The organism is Spirosoma endbachense (assembly GCF_010233585.1).
In the GTDB taxonomy this organism is placed as follows: Bacteria; Bacteroidota; Bacteroidia; order Cytophagales; family Spirosomataceae; genus Spirosoma; species Spirosoma endbachense.
The window spans coordinates 2,844,644-2,860,807 of record NZ_CP045997.1; the positions used below are offsets into that span (position 1 = coordinate 2,844,644).

Sequence of the window (16,164 nt, forward strand, 5' to 3'; positions counted from 1 at the left end):
CTTTCTTTGTCATTGCTTATTCTGGAGAATCAACTTAATGGACTTTTGGTGTCAACTGGGCCGTTCGTCCATGACAGAGCGGTATCTCACCGCCTTCCTTAACATTTCTAACCGGATTGTACACCCCGCGAATCAGGAGCAACAGGCCCAGTAGTACAGTCACAACGGGCATAAATACTGTAAACCGACTGCGTAGCCTTGCCGGGAACAAATCAGGAAGGAAACGTACCGTAACAAGCGCCGGAATTGTTCCTAGTCCAAACAATACCATATAAGCCACTCCAGTAACCGCATTGCTTGTTGTAATGGCTCCTGTCAGAGCTACATATACAAATCCGCAGGGGAGCAAGCCATTTAAAAATCCCAGCCACATAAAAGCCCGCAGCGTAGGTTGGTGCAGAAAACGGGTCATTGGCTGAACGATCCAATGTGTCGCACGGCTCATAGTAAGCCCCGGAAATAGACCCCGGTTAACCAATGTCCAAAACAACAGAAACAGGCCAGCCACAATAGAAACGGGGCGCTGTAATCCTGCGAGCCATAACCCCTCGCCGATAGAACCCATCAGCAGACCCAGTCCGGCATAGGCCGTTACGCGTCCGCTATGATACAGACCTATGGCCAACCCACGCTGTGAACGAGCCAGTCGCCCAACGGGTAAAGCCATAGCCAATGGCCCGCACATACCAACGCAGTGCAGGCTGCCGACTACACCCGTCGCCAGGGCTACTGTCCACCAGATCGGTTGTAGATTCATGGGGGTGGTTATAAAGACAGTTTCTGTTCGGTGTAATAGTCGCGATGCCCGTCAGACCAGGTAAATTGCACGCGCCAATAACCCCGCGCCAGCCTGGCCGTTGAAATAACCTGCCGACCAGCGTGACTGGCGGGAAGATGCACGCTAAAATCCATCCGGTTGTCAGATGGACGATAAAAATGAATTTCACCCTTGCGGAGCGTTGTAGGCAGCACAAAGATCAGCTGTTGTTTGTCGGCCTGATAGTCCATAGCAACAGGTTCGTGCTGACTGGCATGAACAATTCGATTTATCTGTTGCTGGTAAGCAATTTCGGTCTGATAATAATCATCCCGTACCAGATCGATGTGCTGACGGCACATCTGGTAAATCATCGTGCCAATGAATCCGGCAAACAGGACAAAGGTGAGTATGATTGCTTTCCCCCAGTTCATAGTGTTAATGTGTGAAAGGATGAATGAGCGAAAGGGTGAAAAATACCACCCATTCACTCAATGGACGGGCCCTAAAAAGGTCGTTTCCAGTTGTTTTACGACCTGATTGCCGACTAAAACGTCAACCTGAAGTGGCGTGCTGTTTTGGCGGATACTTTTTTCGGGCAGGTTAATAAAGAACATTCCCTTTGTTAGTTCGCCTGCCGGAACGGTGGAAAGAGGCTGAACAAAAATCAGCTTAGCGTCAGACCGACTGAGTCGGAAACGCACGGGAATTGGCCGGTACGTTTTGTTCATAATCTCCACCAGATAGAGGTTCGACACTTGTTTGCCGGTTTCGCGCTGAAACAGTTGCCCCGGTGCCCGAAGTATTGTCACATCCAGCGATGGGCGACTGACGAGCAGAAACCCCAGAATACCCAGTAAAACGATAAGTACCCCGCTATAGGCCATTATCCGGCTTGTGAACCGAAACGGTTTACCCTGTTCAATACCCTGTTGCGAATCCATCCGGATCAGCCCGAGTGGCCGATTGATCTTGTGCATTACCTCGTTGCAGGCATCAACACACAGGGTACAATTGATGCACTCCAATTGTGTACCGTTGCGAATATCGATACCGGCAGGGCAAACCTGTACGCACAGTTTACAGTCGATGCAGTCGCCTTTGGCGATTGGCAGTGGGTAAAACGTATTTTGTATAGCTGTGCTCCTGACTCCCCGCTCCTCACCCCGCACCTTCTTTCCACGCGGCTCACCCCGAATGAAATCATAGGCAACAATCAACGAATTTTTATCCAGCAAAACACCCTGTAATCGTCCATAAGGGCAGATCGTGGTACAGACAATTTCACGGAGCTGGGCAAAAACAAGGTAGAAAACACCCGTGAATAGCCATATCGATGCAAGGCCGCCTATGTGTGCATTCGGGTTATCAGTAATAAGCGTCAGCCACTGGTCACGGCCAATGAGATACGCCAGGAATGTGTTACTGATAGCGAATGAAATCAGCAAAAAGACACCATGCTTCAGGCTTTTTTTAGCTACTTTTTCGCCTGTCCAGGGGCTGGTATCGAGCCGTTTGCGGGCGTTATAGTCGCCCTCGATCCAGACTTCGATTTTACGAAAAACCATTTCCATAAAAATCGTCTGTGGACAAGCCCAGCCGCACCATACCCGTCCATACACAACGGTGAAGAGGGTAACAAATACGATAAAAGTAACCAGCCCAAAAGCAAGCAGATAAAAATCCTGCGGCCAGAATGATACACCAAAAAAGATAAACCGGCGTTCAAGCACGTTGAATAGAAACAGTGGATGCCCATCCACCCATACGAAGGGCCCGGCAAACAACGCAACCAGCAGTACCAGTGCTACCACTGTGCGCCAACGGGTAAACCGACCCGTAACACTACGAGGGTATAACCACCGCCGACCACCTGCCGAATCGGTCGTTGGCAGTTCATTGCGAAAATTGGATGAAGAAGGTACTACGCTAGTGTTCATTCGGTTGATCAATTACGTAGTGCCACCGGTACAGCACCTGCTATTTTCTCACCCTGCGGCTCTTTCGCGCCAGCCGGATTTGACCCTTGCAGCGACAGAATATAGCTGGCAACCTGTTGTACCTGAAGCGGATTAAGCTGTTTTTTCCAGGAAATCATTCCCTTTTCGGGTACGCCCTCGGTAATGGTGTGAAAAACAGCCTTAACGTCACCGCCATGCAGCCAGTACGCATCGGTCAGGTTCGGGCCGACTTTACCCTCGGCATTGGCTCCGTGACAGGCCACGCAGTATTGGGTATAAAGCACTTTTCCTGATTCAACGCCCTTCGCATCTTTTAGCAGGGTTACAGTATTTTCATTAATGGAACCTGCCACTTTCTTGATGTATTCCTCCCGTTGCTGGTCGGCAATAGCCATTTCCTGCGTGTACTCCTGCGCCATGATGTCGCCCGATCCGATGACATGAAAGACGAACAGGTAGATCACCGAAAAGACAATTGTGCTGTAAAACAGCCACATAAACCAGGGTGGCGTTGGATTGTCGAGTTCGGCAATGCCATCGTAGGCATGCTCCATCACCAGCTCTTTTTCCTGGCTCAGTGCATGCAGGCCCGATAGGCGTTGCCATAACGAACGGGTATCGACAGGTTTCTTAACAGATTCGGGTTCTAGGGCTTTTTTGAGAATGAGCAACAGATAGAATGCGACCAGCCCAATTAATACCATACCAACCAGCACGATCACGCCCAGGATGAGCATCACTAAATCCTGACCCGACGAGATGGCCCAGATTGATTGAGCCGGTTTTAGGGAAAGAAGACCGCTATCGATTAAAATAAATAGGTTCATCGGTGGAGAGTGGTGTTAATCGGTGGAGGAATCATCGAGCGGCATCCGACCCATTTGCCGGATGTGGGCTTTATCGACCAGTAACAAATACAGGCCGACCAGCACAAAAAAACTTAAGAAGGTAACGAATGAGCCGACCATGTAGACGTCAGCGCCGGGAATTCTGGAGATGAATTGCTTGAACATAATTTCCTGATTGAAAGGAACGTATACTGACAGCCAGCCGTCTTTTGCTGAGCCGTTGTCAATCATTCCTTATTATCCATTGTTCACTTATTTGCCTGACGGTTCCATTTTCCTGATATCCGTTCCGAGTCTCTGGAGGTAAGCGATCAGGGCCACGATCTCGCGGTCGGATTTTACGTTGATACCATCGTTAGCCAACTGACTACTTAGCTGTTGAGCCTGTTTCTGGAGGTCTTCGTTCGCGTAGGTAATGGTTACATCATCGTAGGGAACACCTACTTTTTGGAGGGCCTTTAGTTTATCCGACGTATTCGAGATGTCCAGTTTATTCGCTAGCAGCCACGGATATGATGGCATAATGGACCCCGGCGACATCGACGTCGGATCACGCATGTGGTGATAATGCCAGGAGTTGGGGTATTTACCACCAATGCGGTGAAGATCAGGCCCGATGCGCTTGCTTCCCCACAAAAACGGGTGATCATACACAAACTCACCCGCTTTGGAGTACTCACCATAGCGCTCTGTTTCGCTGCGGAACGGCCTGACCATCTGGCTATGGCAATTGACGCAGCCTTCCTTGATATAGAGGTCGCGGCCCTGTACTTCGAGGGCGGTATAGGGCTGCACAGACGCAATGGTCGGCACGTTGGAACTCACCATAAATGTTGGTACCAATTCGACCAGCGAACCAATCAGAATGACGATCAGCGAACCAATCAGCAACGGAATAGGCTTCCGCTCAAACCAGCGATGCCAGTAGGTATCGCTTCCGGTTGGCACATAGGCTTTCACCAGAGCGGGTGCTTCGGCGGGTTCGTTAGCAACCAGTTTTCCGGCGGCCATCGTCTTAAACAGGTTAAACGCCATCAGTATTGCCCCTAACAGATAGAACGTACCACCCACTGCCCGCATCTTGTGCATGGGTATCAACTGTAGGGTCGTTTCCAGAAAATTGGGATACTTCAGGACACCTTCGGGTGTAAACTCTTTCCACATCATCCCCTGCGTGAAGCCGGATATGTACATGGGAACGGCGTAAAACAAGATGCCCAGGGTACCGATCCAGAAGTGAACGCCCATCAGTTTTCTGGAGTACAGCGGAGTACGATATACGCGCGGAATGAGCCAGTACAGAACAGCGAACGTCATAAACCCATTCCAGCCTAAGGCACCTACGTGCACGTGGGCAACGACCCAGTCGGTGAAGTGGGCAATGGCATTTACATTCTTGAGCGCAAGCATCGGCCCTTCAAACGTGGCCATACCATAGGCGGTAACGGCCACAACCATGAATTTCAGGATGGTATCTTCGCGTACCTTGTCCCAGGCTCCGCGCAGTGTCAGCAGCCCGTTGATCATACCACCCCACGACGGAGCAATGAGCATGATGGAGAACACAACACCCAGCGATTGCGCCCAGTCGGGCAAAGACGTATATAGTAAATGGTGTGGACCCGCCCAGATGTAGATAAAGATCAACGCCCAGAAGTGCAGAATTGATAATTTGTAGGAGTAAATAGGCCGGTTGGCCATCTTGGGCAAAAAGTAATACATCAGACCCAGAAAGGGCGTTGTCAGGAAGAATGCCACCGCATTATGACCGTACCACCACTGCACGAGCGCATCCTGCACTCCGGCATAGACGTAATAACTTTTGAATAAACTGACCGGCATCTCATACGAATTGACAATATGCAGAACGGCCACGGTTACGAATGTGGCAATGTAAAACCAGATAGCTACGTAAAGATGCCGCTCCCGACGTTTGATAATCGTACCGAACATATTTATGCCGAACACAACCCAGATCAGCGTAATGGCAATGTCGATTGGCCATTCAAGTTCTGCGTATTCGTGTGAGGTAGTCAACCCCAGAGGCAGCGTTATCGCAGCTGCCACAATAATGGCTTGCCAGCCCCAGAAGTGGATTTTACTCAGCAAATCGCTGAACATCCGGGCTTTGCAAAGTCGCTGCAGCGAGTAATAAACGCCCATAAAAATGGCGTTGCCGACGAAGGCGAAAATGACCGCGTTCGTATGCAGGGGTCGAATCCGGCCGAAGGTAGTGTACTGGTTGCCGAGGTTGGCCGATGGTGCAAATAACTGGCTGGCAATCAGTACACCCACCAGCATACCTACGATTCCCCAGATAATCGTAGCGATAGCAAAATTGCGAACCGTACGGTTATCGTAGTTGAAGTACTCCACGGCAGGAGCAGTTCCCTGCCCCAGAAGGGACCGGTCGGACGAGATGATTGTGGGCGGTTTCTGCGAAACATTCATAGCGGTAACAGGCGGTTAAACGGTCGTATCCGTAGCGGTTGGTTCATTGTCATCAAGTAGTATGCGCATGGAGGGCGTATATAAATCGTCTTGCTGACCCGTTCGTATCGACCACAGAAAAGCGCCGAGAAATCCCAGGGCCATCAGCAGGCTAATGCCAATCATAAAAAAGATAATGTGCATACCCCAAAGCGTTTGATGAGGCAAATGTGCGGAGGATCTGACCGGCCGTATATGAGATTTATCAGGGAAATGGCTGATAGAATTCAGGATAATAAAGAGCTAATAAAACTCAATCGAAAACCTGACAACCATCAGTAACGGTCTTTTTTGAAGCGGCTACTTTTACCGTCAGGAGTTATTCTCTACTCCGTTTCAGGCTATGACCGACACACGTATTACGCTCCCTCAGGATGATGACCCCTTACACATCCAGACCTGCCGGAGCCAGCATCAGACCTGGGCAATGACGATTGCTCAGAACGAACAGGAAATAGACCAGCTCCTGGCAATTCTGTCCGATTTGCTGGATTATCAACAGTACAAGAGCCTGCGCCAGCGTGCGGTTGATTACTACGGTGATCTGAACCACCTGAAAAGTCGATTTCAACGCTTAAAGCTCGATATGATCTGTGAAGGTGTGGCTTGTAATCCTTCGGAACGCCTGGCCTGCCGCGAACCACGGATTGGTCTATACGCTACCCTCGCCGTCGATTCACAGTTGCGCTCCCTGATGGATGAGCTCGGCCGGATCAAGGCTGGATGCTATCAGTTTTTGTCGGTTATGGTAACCCTGAATCTATTTTAATTCGGTGGCGCTTAAACGCCCTGTTCTCCTGCTTTTTGTCTAATGATCATTCTCGCTTTCTTTCTGGCGCACTGGTATTTATCAGTGTCAATGCAAACCCTCTTTCTTCATCGCTACGCGGCCCATCAGATGTTCACCATGAGCAAAGCCTGGGAAAAAGTCTTTTACGTCCTGACATTCATCGGGCAGGGATCATCCTTTCTGAGTCCACGCGCTTACGGAATCATGCACCGCCTACACCATGCTCACGCCGATACGGACCAGGACCCGCATTCGCCGGAGTTTTCTAAAAATCTGTTCGATATGATGTGGAAGACCCGCATCTATTACAATGACATCCTGAATAATCGGGATACGATTCCGGCAAAGTTCAAGAAAGGAGTACCAAACTGGCCGTGGATGGAACACTTCGGCGATCGGTGGCCGGTTCGGTTGGCCTGGGGAACAGCTTACACCTTGATCTATATCCAGTTTGCAACATCGCCGTGGTTATTTCTTTTGTTACCCGTGCAGTTTCTGATGGGGCCAGTTCATGGAGCCATTATTAACTGGTATGCTCACCGCTACGGTTATACCAACTTCAAGCTGGATGACACCGCGAAGAATCTCTTACCGTTTGACTTTCTGATGATGGGCGAATCGTATCACAACAATCACCACAAATATGGTGGGCGGGCCAATTTCGGCGGATTCCGCTGGCACGAGTTCGATCCGGCCTATCCGCTGCTAAAGGTGCTGAATGGGCTTAAGATCATCAAGTTGCGCACAGGACGCGACGAAGCCTATATGTGAGCTATCCGTACCGCTCACATATCAGAGCTATAAACGATCAGGCCGCGACATTTGGCGCATCGCCCAAAGACCTAATGCCGGTCCGGGAAGCAGCACATAAAACAGCCCACCCGATATACCAAGATAAGTGACCAGCCAGGCCATCAGCTGGATGGATACCACCGTCAATAGAAAACCAAAGCAGGTAACGAGCGTTAGAATACTCCCCCGATTGTCGACCGCAGCATGACTGGCAACCAGCGTTGAAAATTGCGGAGAGTCACCAGCGGCTGCCGCCCCCCACACAAGCAGAAACAGCCCGAACAGATAGTACGGTGCAGCCACCAGAAACGGCGTCAGGGCAATACAAAGCCCCGACGTCAGCAGTAAATACCGGGCAACTCGTGCGCTACCGATCCGTAAGGCAAGATAGCCACCACCCACACAACCCACGGCTCCCGCAGCAATAGCCCCGAACGCCCATAACGAAGTCGTTATGGCTGCGTCGGGATGTTGCTGTCTGTAGTAGCCAATCAGGGTTGGCAGAAAAGCCCAAAGCGTATACAGTTCCCACATATGGCCAAAATAACCCAGCATAGCCGGGCGAAAGGCCGAGGGCTTCCATAGCGAAAGCAATGCCTGGAAGCGGAAGAAATTGCCGCTGGCCTGTACGGATTTTGCGGGGACAACGACCGCGAGCAAAACGCCACCGCTAATAGCCAGCAAACTGACCGATACAATTAGTGTACGATACGGTAAGCTACTCCCTAAACCCCGGATCAGGTGCGGGAAGGCTGTTCCCAATACCAGCGCACCGACCAGAAAACCCATCGCCCGCCCCAGAACGGGTCTGAATCGATCGGCAGCAATTTTCATGCCCACTGGATAAACACCCGCCAGAAAGAAGCCCGTCATGAATCGGCTGGCTAAAACCGTTTCCGCTTTTAGCGGGAGAACAAGCCAGATCAAATTGACCGCAGCCGCCAGCGTTACGGAGATGAGGAAGACCTGGGTTGAGCGAAAACGATCGGGTATGGCTAAGACCGCGTAGATCAGTGTGCCAGCGATAAATCCAATCTGGACAGACGACGTAATCCAGCTGGTAAGTCCCGCCGTCTTTAGCAGGGGTTGAAGTTCAGGGAGAATGGCATTACCGGCAAACCAGAGTGAAGTGCCGGCAAATTGAGCGAATACTACGACCAGTAATTGAGCATTGATACGGGAAGAGGTGAGCATTCCCAAAGATAGCCATTCAAGTCGATCAGACGTCTATCAGGGCATTCTGGTAGGTTTCCATCGACTATATCCCCGCATACCCAACGTAGCAATCGCCAGCATGGTAGCCGAACTGATGGGCATGAGAATGGCGGCTACCACGGGCGATAAGCTGCCCGTCAGCGCGTAGGATAAACCGACGAAGTTATACAGGAGTGAAATGCCAAAGCTGAACCGGATCAGACGCATTCCGAAACGGGTGTAGCGCAGCATATCAGGCAGTTGATTCAACGAAGATGCTTCCAGAATGGCATCGCTGGCAGGTGTGAACTGAATCGTGTCGTCGGTAACGGCCATGCCAACATCGGCCTGTTTCAGTGCTCCGGCATCGTTCAACCCATCGCCTACCATCAATACCCGCCGTCCCCGGACCTGTAGATGTTGAATAAACGCTAACTTCTCCTGTGGACGGCAATTGAAATGCATCTGCCCGGCTTTGGGAAACCAATGTTTTAACTGCGTCTGAGCGGCTTTAGTATCGCCCGATAGCAGATAAAGCCGGTATGGCCCGCGCAAATTCTGTAGCATCGTATCAATTCCTGCCCGATAGTGAGAAGAAAAATGAAAACACCCCCGGTATATCTGCGCAATAGAAATATGGACCGTTGCTCCAGCGGGATCATCCGTATCAGTCGATGCGTTATAATCCAGATTGACGAAGGAGCGCGATCCGGCCTTTACAAACCAGCCATCGACGAGCCCCTGAACACCATGTCCTGAAAATTCGGCAAATCCGTCAATAGAAAATGACTGACTATCTGCCAGATAAGCCGTCAGTTTGCGACTGAGCGGGTGGGCCGACTGACGAACCAACGAGGCAATAAGTGCTCGTTCGTAGGCCGTTAATGGTTGCAAAAACGACTCCTGAACATCGTGTTGCCCCGTATTGGTCAGTGTACCGGTTTTATCAAAAACGATCGTGTCGCAGGCAGCCATTTGCTCAATTACGCCTGCGTTTTTCAGGTATAATTTCTGTTGGCTCAGCTTACGAAGCCCGCTGCCGAGGGCAAATGGATACGATAACGAAAGCGCACACGGGCAAGCGATGATAAGTACGGCCGTAAACGCATTGATGGCGCGCGACGGATCTTCATGATACCAGTACAGACCGACCAACGTGGCAACCATAATGACCATCAGGGTAAAATACTTTCCGACGATGTCAGCAAAAGTGAGCATCCGGGATGAATTCCCTTTTCGGAAGGCATCGTTATTCCACAATTGGGTTAAGTAGCTTTGCGATACATCGCGAACAACCTCCAGCTCGATGGCTTCACCCAGTTGCTTGCCGCCTGCGTATACTAACGCGCCTGGTGTCTTCGCTTCTGGTTCCGATTCGCCGGTTACGAAACTATAATCGATCATGGCCTTGCCTTTGTAAAGAAGACCATCGGCTGGAATCAGTTCGTGATTACGTATGCGAATGCGGTCGCCCTTGCGAAGCTGGGATACGAGTACGATCTGCTCAGGAACAGAAGAAATAGGGTTTACGGTAAGAAACGAGGTATCTGGTGACTGCTGGGCAACCTTATCAATTGGCCCCTCCATCCCCTGCTCCGCTCTTCGCCCAAGTAGTGTCACGGCAAGCGGAAAATAGGATTTATAATCGCGCTCGAACGATAGAAAATCGTGGGTTCGTTGTTGAAACCACTTCCCACATAACAGGAAAAAGATCAAACCTGTCAGCGAATCGAAGTAGCCCGCACCCGCCAAAAACAGAACCTCGTAGGTGCCCCGAAAAAAAGCTACCAGAATACCCAGTAAAATAGGAAAGTCGATATTAATAATGTCTTTCTTCAGGCTTTTCCAGACGGATTCGAAATAGCCCGACGCGGAGTAGATTACGACCGGCAGAGCGAGCAGGATATTAAGAATACCAAACAACTGCCTGAACGATGGATCGTTCAGGCCAAGGTATTCAGGAAAACTGAACAGCATGATATTACCCGCGCAAAATCCGGCAACGGCCAGTCGGTATAATAGCGGCCGGTCCGATGGCTGTTGCTGCTCTTTAACGACATCATTGAGGCTGATCAGCGGTTCGTACCCAATGGAGCTGAGCAGTTCAACAAGCTGGCGCAGCGTTAGCTTATCGGGCTGGTAGGTAAAGTGAACCTGTTTTTTCAGGAAATCCACCCGTGACTGCTGAATGCCGGGATGTATTCGATAGAGGTGCTCAAGCAGCCACAGGCATGAGCTGCAATGAATGGTCGGAATGTAAAATGTAACTTTGGCAATGGCCTCATTTGAGAACTCCAGCAGTTGTGCTATGATATCCGGATGGTCCAGAAAGACAAGTCGCGATTGTTCTGATTGAGATTGATTACTGGCTTTGATCATATTACCTCGCCGAAGGCCATCTTCGCCAGATTCTATCGTATAATACTGGCAAAGCTGATGCTGGCTCAGAATAGTATACACCGTTTTGCAGCCTTCACAACAGAAGCGCTTGTCTTCGACTAGTATGTTATTTCCTGCACAATCGTTACCACAATGATAGCAACTGGTCGATGGAATCGTTGCTGTGCTCATACCTCTGAATTTTGAAGCAAGTTGGCATGGTGTGGCTAGCCAAACCCTGACCAGCATCAGCCGTTGACCTGATACGACTCAGGGATTGACACCCATAACCTATCCAGTTTTGCAGGGAGCACAGGGGCCGACAAAACGGCTCCCTGAAACGACAATGAACTCGCTAATTCAGAAATACAACGTACCCGGTCCACGCTACACCAGCTACCCGACCGTACCGTTCTGGGACGAAACCACGTTCAGTGAAACCGCCTGGGTGCGCCACCTGCAACGGGCATTTTCGATCAGCAACAGCACTACAGGCATCAGTCTGTACATTCACCTGCCCTATTGCGAAAGTCTGTGTACATTTTGCGGCTGCAACAAGCACATTACCCGCAATCATACCGTTGAAGGCCCTTATGTTGATGCTTTACTGGCAGAATGGAATCTATATTGCGACTTATTGCCAGACCGGCCCCGCATCGCCGAACTTCATTTGGGCGGAGGAACACCCAGTTTCTTTTCTATCGAACAACTTAACCGATTGCTGACGGGTATTTTTAAGCGGACCACGCCAACAGAATCGCCTGATTATGGTTGGGAAGGACATCCTAACAACACAACCAGCGAACATCTTCAGTTATTTTACAATTTTGGATTTCGACGGGTGAGTTTTGGTGTGCAGGACTACACGCCAATTGTGCAGCGGGCCATTCACCGCCTTCAGCCGTTCGGGAATGTTCGACAGGTAACCGGCTGGGCTCGCCAAATTGGGTATACCTCGATCAGCCATGATTTAGTATTTGGCCTGCCTTTCCAAAAGCCCGATTCTATAATCGACACAATTCATAAAACGCTGACCCTTCAACCCGACCGCATTGCCTTTTATTCGTATGCCCATGTGCCCTGGATTGAAGGCATAAACGGACAGCGGGGATTTCGTGAGGAAGATCTCCCCAGCGGAGATCAAAAACGAGTTCTGTACGAAACCGGAAGAGCGTTACTGGAGCAGGCAGGTTACGCAGAAATCGGCATGGATCATTTTGCACGCCCTCATGATTCGCTCTATAATGCCGTACAAACAGGCACTCTTCACCGGAACTTTATGGGCTATACGACGACTAAAACACGCGTTTTACTCGGTCTTGGCGCATCGTCGATCAGTGATGGCTGGTCAGCGTTTGCCCAGAATGAAAAAGACCCTAATCGCTATATGAATCGAGTTCTGGCAGGTGATTTGCCCTTATTGCGCGGCCACATTCTCGATGATCAGGATCAATTCCTGCGCCAGCAAATTCTGAATATCATGTGCCAGGGAAAAACCTGCTGGCCGCTGGGCAGCTGGTCAAAACGAGAGTGGGAAACCTTGAACAACCGCCTGAAAGAATTCTGGCTCGACGGCTTGCTGGACTATGATGTTGAAGGACTATCGGTGCGCCCCGAAGGTCGGCCGTTTCTGCGAAATATCTGCATGGCGTTCGATGAACGACTTAACTATGCCCAGCCTCAAACCCGGTTATTCTCGCAAACTGTCTAATTAGCTCACGGGCAAAACAAACCAGCCAGTTGAACTACAAATAAAAACCCACTTTTCTGCCAATTAGCAGACTTTCGCGGGTTTGTTTCGTGTTATAAAATTCGATCCGGTCAATCTGTGATAGCAGATTGATCGGATTGGTGCGTTTAGAAACGGAATTATACAGGACTTTCGCAAAACCCCGTGCCACGGTTAACCATGACGCTCTAATAACCGTGGTACGGGGTTTTGCGAAAGTTTTGTTCTATAAAAAATCAGACAACGGCCAAAAGCGGAATATCTGTCAACCGGGCCATACGCTGCGTTTCACCTTCTGAAAATAACTTCCAGAGCCAGCTTCGGGTCTGGGGTAGCATCATAATCAGATCGGCTTTATTGTCGTGAGAAAACTGGAGTAACGTATCATACACTTCGCTTCCATTTATCAGGCTCATGGTATGGGGTACCTGAAGCAATAGTCGCCGGATATGCTCGGCTCGATCTCTTAATTCAGGATTATTCGGTTTCTCGGTAATGCAAATTACATTGATCAAACTGTCTGAGGCCCGTGCGAATTCCAGTGCCGTTTCTAAGGCTATAGCGTTAGGCGGAATTGCCAGGTCGACTCCCAGTACGATATTTTTTATACCCGCATAGCCAATGCCGGGAGGAATCAACAGAAGTGGCACCTCGGTTTCTTCCACCATTCCGGTCGCTATGCTGCCCAGTAGCTGCGTACTTTTAGGCGCTGTCCCTACCGTCGACATAATGAGCAGGTCTGCATTTTTCGCTTTCGTTACAGCCCGAATAGCATTCATTGTATGCCCTTCCTGTACCAGACAGTGAATAGGCACAACAGCTACTTCCCTTAATTCATCGGCCAGATGCCTGAGCTTCTTTTCGCTGGTTTCCCGAATGGCCTCTTCGCTCAATGGGAAATCGCCGGATTTAGCTGGATTATCGGGCCAGAAATGATACGCATTAAGCAGAATCAATTCGGCCTTCCAGTCACGAGCCAGTTGAACAGCAAACCGGGCGGCCTGATTGGCATTGTGGGAAAAATCAGTAGCAAGAACAATCGTTTTCATAACAATACAAATCTGAGTGGCCAACTACACGGGCCGATGAATAGTGGTGAATTAGTCGGTTTAGGGATACGCTAACCGATTCTTTACGATAGGATATCGAGTAGAATTATGGCCAGATGAATTACCGTACTCATGGCAAATGATGGGAAAATGTACTTCATCGGCAATACGGATAGCACGGGAATCAACACGGCTAAAAAACACAGATTGCTGACTAAAAACTGCCAGTCGCCACCACCCATGTAGGCCATGACCAGTAGCAAAGCCGGAGATAGTATACAGCCCTGAATGGCTACAAACGTAGCGGCCCATCCAATTCGGTTGAACTCCGCCTTAGTGACAAAGTTTTTATAGGTGGTAATCCAGTTAGCCTCCTGGGAGTGCGTATAAGCAGTTGTTGAGTGTGTGAGCGTTGCCATTGTCTTAAGCGTTAGATTATGCTACAAAACAACAGTCCGTAGCCCTTCTGCTATATGATGCAGATCAGCCATGTACCTGATTATGATTAGGTACATGCGGCACAACCAGTCAAACAAACTAGCCATCAGGGCTTTATAAATTACGTCCTGGCCAATCCGTGTTTTCTTCTGAAAACAGATGATCGCGTATTGGAGATGTGACGGTTGGCGTCAGGTTATAAAAACGAATTGCGGCAATCCGGGCCTACACCACGAATTGCCGCAACTAAACAAATGCTACCTAACTCTACGCCAGCAGCGGCTTGACCACTTTCCCGTGGACATCAGTCAGACGATAACGTCGGCCCTGACTTTTGAAGGTCAATTTTTCGTGATCGACACCGAGCAGATGCAGCACCGTTGCCTGAAAATCATGCACATGCACCGGATCACGGATAACGTTGTAGCCAAAATCATCGGTTTCACCGTAGACCATCCCTTTTTTAACACCGGCTCCCGCCATCCAGACCGAGAACGCACGGGGATGGTGATCCCGGCCATAATTATCTCTTGTCAATTTACCCTGCGAATAGGCACCACGCCCGAACTCACCACCCCAGATCACGAGCGTATCGTCCAGTAAGCCCCGTTGTTTAAGATCCATAATCAAGGCCGCCGACGGCTGATCGACGCTCTTCGTCTGAATCTTGATATCGTTGGGCAAATTGCCGTGCTGATCCCAGCCCTGGTGGTATAACTGCACGAATTTTACGTCTTTTTCGATCAACTTCCGGGCTAAGAGGCAATTGGCCGCAAATGTGCCGGGCTTGCGGCTCTCGGGGCCATACATATCAAAAATATAGTCTGGCTCCTTAGAAATATCCAGCGTTTCAGGCACGGAGGTCTGCATCCGATAAGCCATTTCGTATTGTGCCATCCTGCTGTTGATTTCGGGGTCCAATACGTGCTTAAACTGCTCCTGATGCAGTTTCGTCAGATAGTCGAGCATCCGACGGCGGCTGGTTTTATCGATGCCCGGCGGATTATTGAGGTAATAAACCGGATCTGGTCCTGACCGAAACACGACGCCCTGATGCACTGACGGCAAAAAGCCATTACTCCAGAGTTTGGCATAAAGCGGCTGATCACCATTGCGGCCTTTAGAAAGCAGAACGACAAAAGCAGGAAGATTCTGATTATCGGAGCCTAGTCCGTAACTAATCCATGACCCGAAACTGGGTCGGCCAGCCTGCTGGCTCCCCGTTTGAAAGAATGTTACGGCAGGATCATGATTAATGGCTTCAGTGTGCAACGAACGTATAAAGGTCAGATCACTGGCAATCCGAGCCGTATGTGGCAGCAATTCACTAATCCACATCTGACCGGGGCCATACTGAGCAAATTTATACTTCGATGCAGCCAGTGGAAAACGGCTTTGCCCGGCAGTCATACCTGTCAGACGCTGTCCTTTGCGAACCGACTCGGGTAAATCCTGCCCCCACATGGCTTCAAGTCTGGGCTTATAATCGAACAGTTCCAGCTGCGAGGGAGCTCCACTCTGAAACAGATAAATGACCCGCTTCACCTTCGGCGGAAAGTGTGGTTTACCCACCGCCGGATTTTCGCCGGGCCGGTCTGCCGACGTGGTGGTACCGCCAAATAAACTGGTTGGATTCAGCAGCGACGCCAGCGCAATCGTGCCTAGCCCCGCACTGGCCTGACCGAGAAATGTCCGGCGGCTTTGTTGATCATGTATTTCGTCCTGAATATCCATAAG

At 50.1% G+C, this 16,164-nt stretch carries 16 protein-coding genes; 3 read left to right on the forward strand and 13 right to left on the reverse strand.

From position 1 onward, the window contains the following. Positions 1 to 34 precede the first annotated feature (34 nt). From GJR95_RS11275 to ccoS, 7 genes are all read right to left on the reverse strand, one after another. Positions 35 to 757: a sulfite exporter TauE/SafE family protein gene (locus tag GJR95_RS11275; RefSeq protein ID WP_162385956.1), complete on the reverse strand. Its 723-nt coding sequence runs from the start codon at positions 755 to 757 to the stop codon at positions 35 to 37. Between the two features lie 8 nt (positions 758 to 765). Continuing rightward, on the reverse strand, positions 766 to 1,191 hold the full coding sequence (locus tag GJR95_RS11280; protein ID WP_162385957.1) for a FixH family protein: 426 nt from the start codon (positions 1,189 to 1,191) through the stop codon (positions 766 to 768). A 57-nt stretch (positions 1,192 to 1,248) separates the two neighbouring features. Continuing rightward, positions 1,249 to 2,697 (reverse strand): cytochrome c oxidase accessory protein CcoG, encoded by a 1,449-nt coding sequence (gene ccoG, locus GJR95_RS11285; protein WP_162385958.1) that lies wholly within the window; start codon positions 2,695 to 2,697, stop codon positions 1,249 to 1,251. A gap of 8 nt (positions 2,698 to 2,705) precedes the next feature. Then, positions 2,706 to 3,545: a cbb3-type cytochrome c oxidase N-terminal domain-containing protein gene (locus tag GJR95_RS11290; RefSeq protein WP_162385959.1), complete on the reverse strand. Its 840-nt coding sequence runs from the start codon at positions 3,543 to 3,545 to the stop codon at positions 2,706 to 2,708. A gap of 15 nt (positions 3,546 to 3,560) precedes the next feature. Next, positions 3,561 to 3,731 carry a hypothetical protein gene (locus GJR95_RS11295; protein ID WP_167204991.1) on the reverse strand — a complete coding sequence of 57 codons (171 nt, stop codon included), beginning with the start codon at positions 3,729 to 3,731 and terminating at the stop codon, positions 3,561 to 3,563. An 87-nt stretch (positions 3,732 to 3,818) separates the two neighbouring features. Continuing rightward, positions 3,819 to 6,017 carry a cytochrome-c oxidase, cbb3-type subunit I gene (gene ccoN, locus GJR95_RS11300; RefSeq protein ID WP_162385960.1) on the reverse strand — a complete coding sequence of 733 codons (2,199 nt, stop codon included), beginning with the start codon at positions 6,015 to 6,017 and terminating at the stop codon, positions 3,819 to 3,821. 15 nt (positions 6,018 to 6,032) lie between these two features. After that, positions 6,033 to 6,200 (reverse strand): cbb3-type cytochrome oxidase assembly protein CcoS, encoded by a 168-nt coding sequence (gene ccoS, locus GJR95_RS11305; protein ID WP_162385961.1) that lies wholly within the window; start codon positions 6,198 to 6,200, stop codon positions 6,033 to 6,035. 199 nt (positions 6,201 to 6,399) lie between these two features. On the opposite strand from ccoS, the gene GJR95_RS11310 reads away from it, so the two are divergent. Both GJR95_RS11310 and GJR95_RS11315 read left to right on the forward strand, forming a co-directional pair. Beyond that, positions 6,400 to 6,825 (forward strand): hypothetical protein, encoded by a 426-nt coding sequence (locus tag GJR95_RS11310; RefSeq protein WP_162385962.1) that lies wholly within the window; start codon positions 6,400 to 6,402, stop codon positions 6,823 to 6,825. Positions 6,826 to 6,867: 42 nt separating this feature from the next. Continuing rightward, positions 6,868 to 7,617 carry an acyl-CoA desaturase gene (locus GJR95_RS11315; RefSeq protein ID WP_162385963.1) on the forward strand — a complete coding sequence of 250 codons (750 nt, stop codon included), beginning with the start codon at positions 6,868 to 6,870 and terminating at the stop codon, positions 7,615 to 7,617. 27 nt (positions 7,618 to 7,644) lie between these two features. Here GJR95_RS11315 and GJR95_RS11320 read toward each other — a convergent pair whose 3' ends face one another. After that, a complete protein-coding gene (locus GJR95_RS11320; RefSeq protein WP_162385964.1) occupies positions 7,645 to 8,832 on the reverse strand; it encodes an MFS transporter in 1,188 nt (395 codons plus the stop codon). Positions 8,833 to 8,868: 36 nt separating this feature from the next. Further along, the gene (locus GJR95_RS11325) at positions 8,869 to 11,403 is read right to left on the reverse strand and encodes a heavy metal translocating P-type ATPase (protein ID WP_162385965.1); all 2,535 of its coding nucleotides are present in this window, start codon (positions 11,401 to 11,403) and stop codon (positions 8,869 to 8,871) included. A gap of 154 nt (positions 11,404 to 11,557) precedes the next feature. Between GJR95_RS11325 and hemN the strand changes: the two genes are divergently transcribed. Further along, on the forward strand, positions 11,558 to 12,922 hold the full coding sequence (gene hemN / locus GJR95_RS11330) for an oxygen-independent coproporphyrinogen III oxidase (protein WP_162385966.1): 1,365 nt from the start codon (positions 11,558 to 11,560) through the stop codon (positions 12,920 to 12,922). Positions 12,923 to 12,956: 34 nt separating this feature from the next. On the opposite strand, the gene GJR95_RS11335 is transcribed toward hemN, so the two are convergent. From GJR95_RS11335 to GJR95_RS11350, 4 genes are all read right to left on the reverse strand, one after another. Then, on the reverse strand, positions 12,957 to 13,112 hold the full coding sequence (locus GJR95_RS11335) for a hypothetical protein (RefSeq protein ID WP_162385967.1): 156 nt from the start codon (positions 13,110 to 13,112) through the stop codon (positions 12,957 to 12,959). 64 nt (positions 13,113 to 13,176) lie between these two features. Next, the gene (locus GJR95_RS11340) at positions 13,177 to 13,989 is read right to left on the reverse strand and encodes a universal stress protein (RefSeq protein ID WP_162385968.1); all 813 of its coding nucleotides are present in this window, start codon (positions 13,987 to 13,989) and stop codon (positions 13,177 to 13,179) included. A gap of 83 nt (positions 13,990 to 14,072) precedes the next feature. Beyond that, positions 14,073 to 14,408, reverse strand: coding sequence for a hypothetical protein (locus GJR95_RS11345; RefSeq protein ID WP_162385969.1), 336 nt, complete (start codon positions 14,406 to 14,408; stop codon positions 14,073 to 14,075). Between the two features lie 286 nt (positions 14,409 to 14,694). After that, entirely contained in the window at positions 14,695 to 16,161 is a 1,467-nt protein-coding gene (locus tag GJR95_RS11350; RefSeq protein ID WP_162385970.1) for a DUF1501 domain-containing protein, read from the reverse strand. Between the last annotated feature and the right edge of the window lie 3 nt (positions 16,162 to 16,164).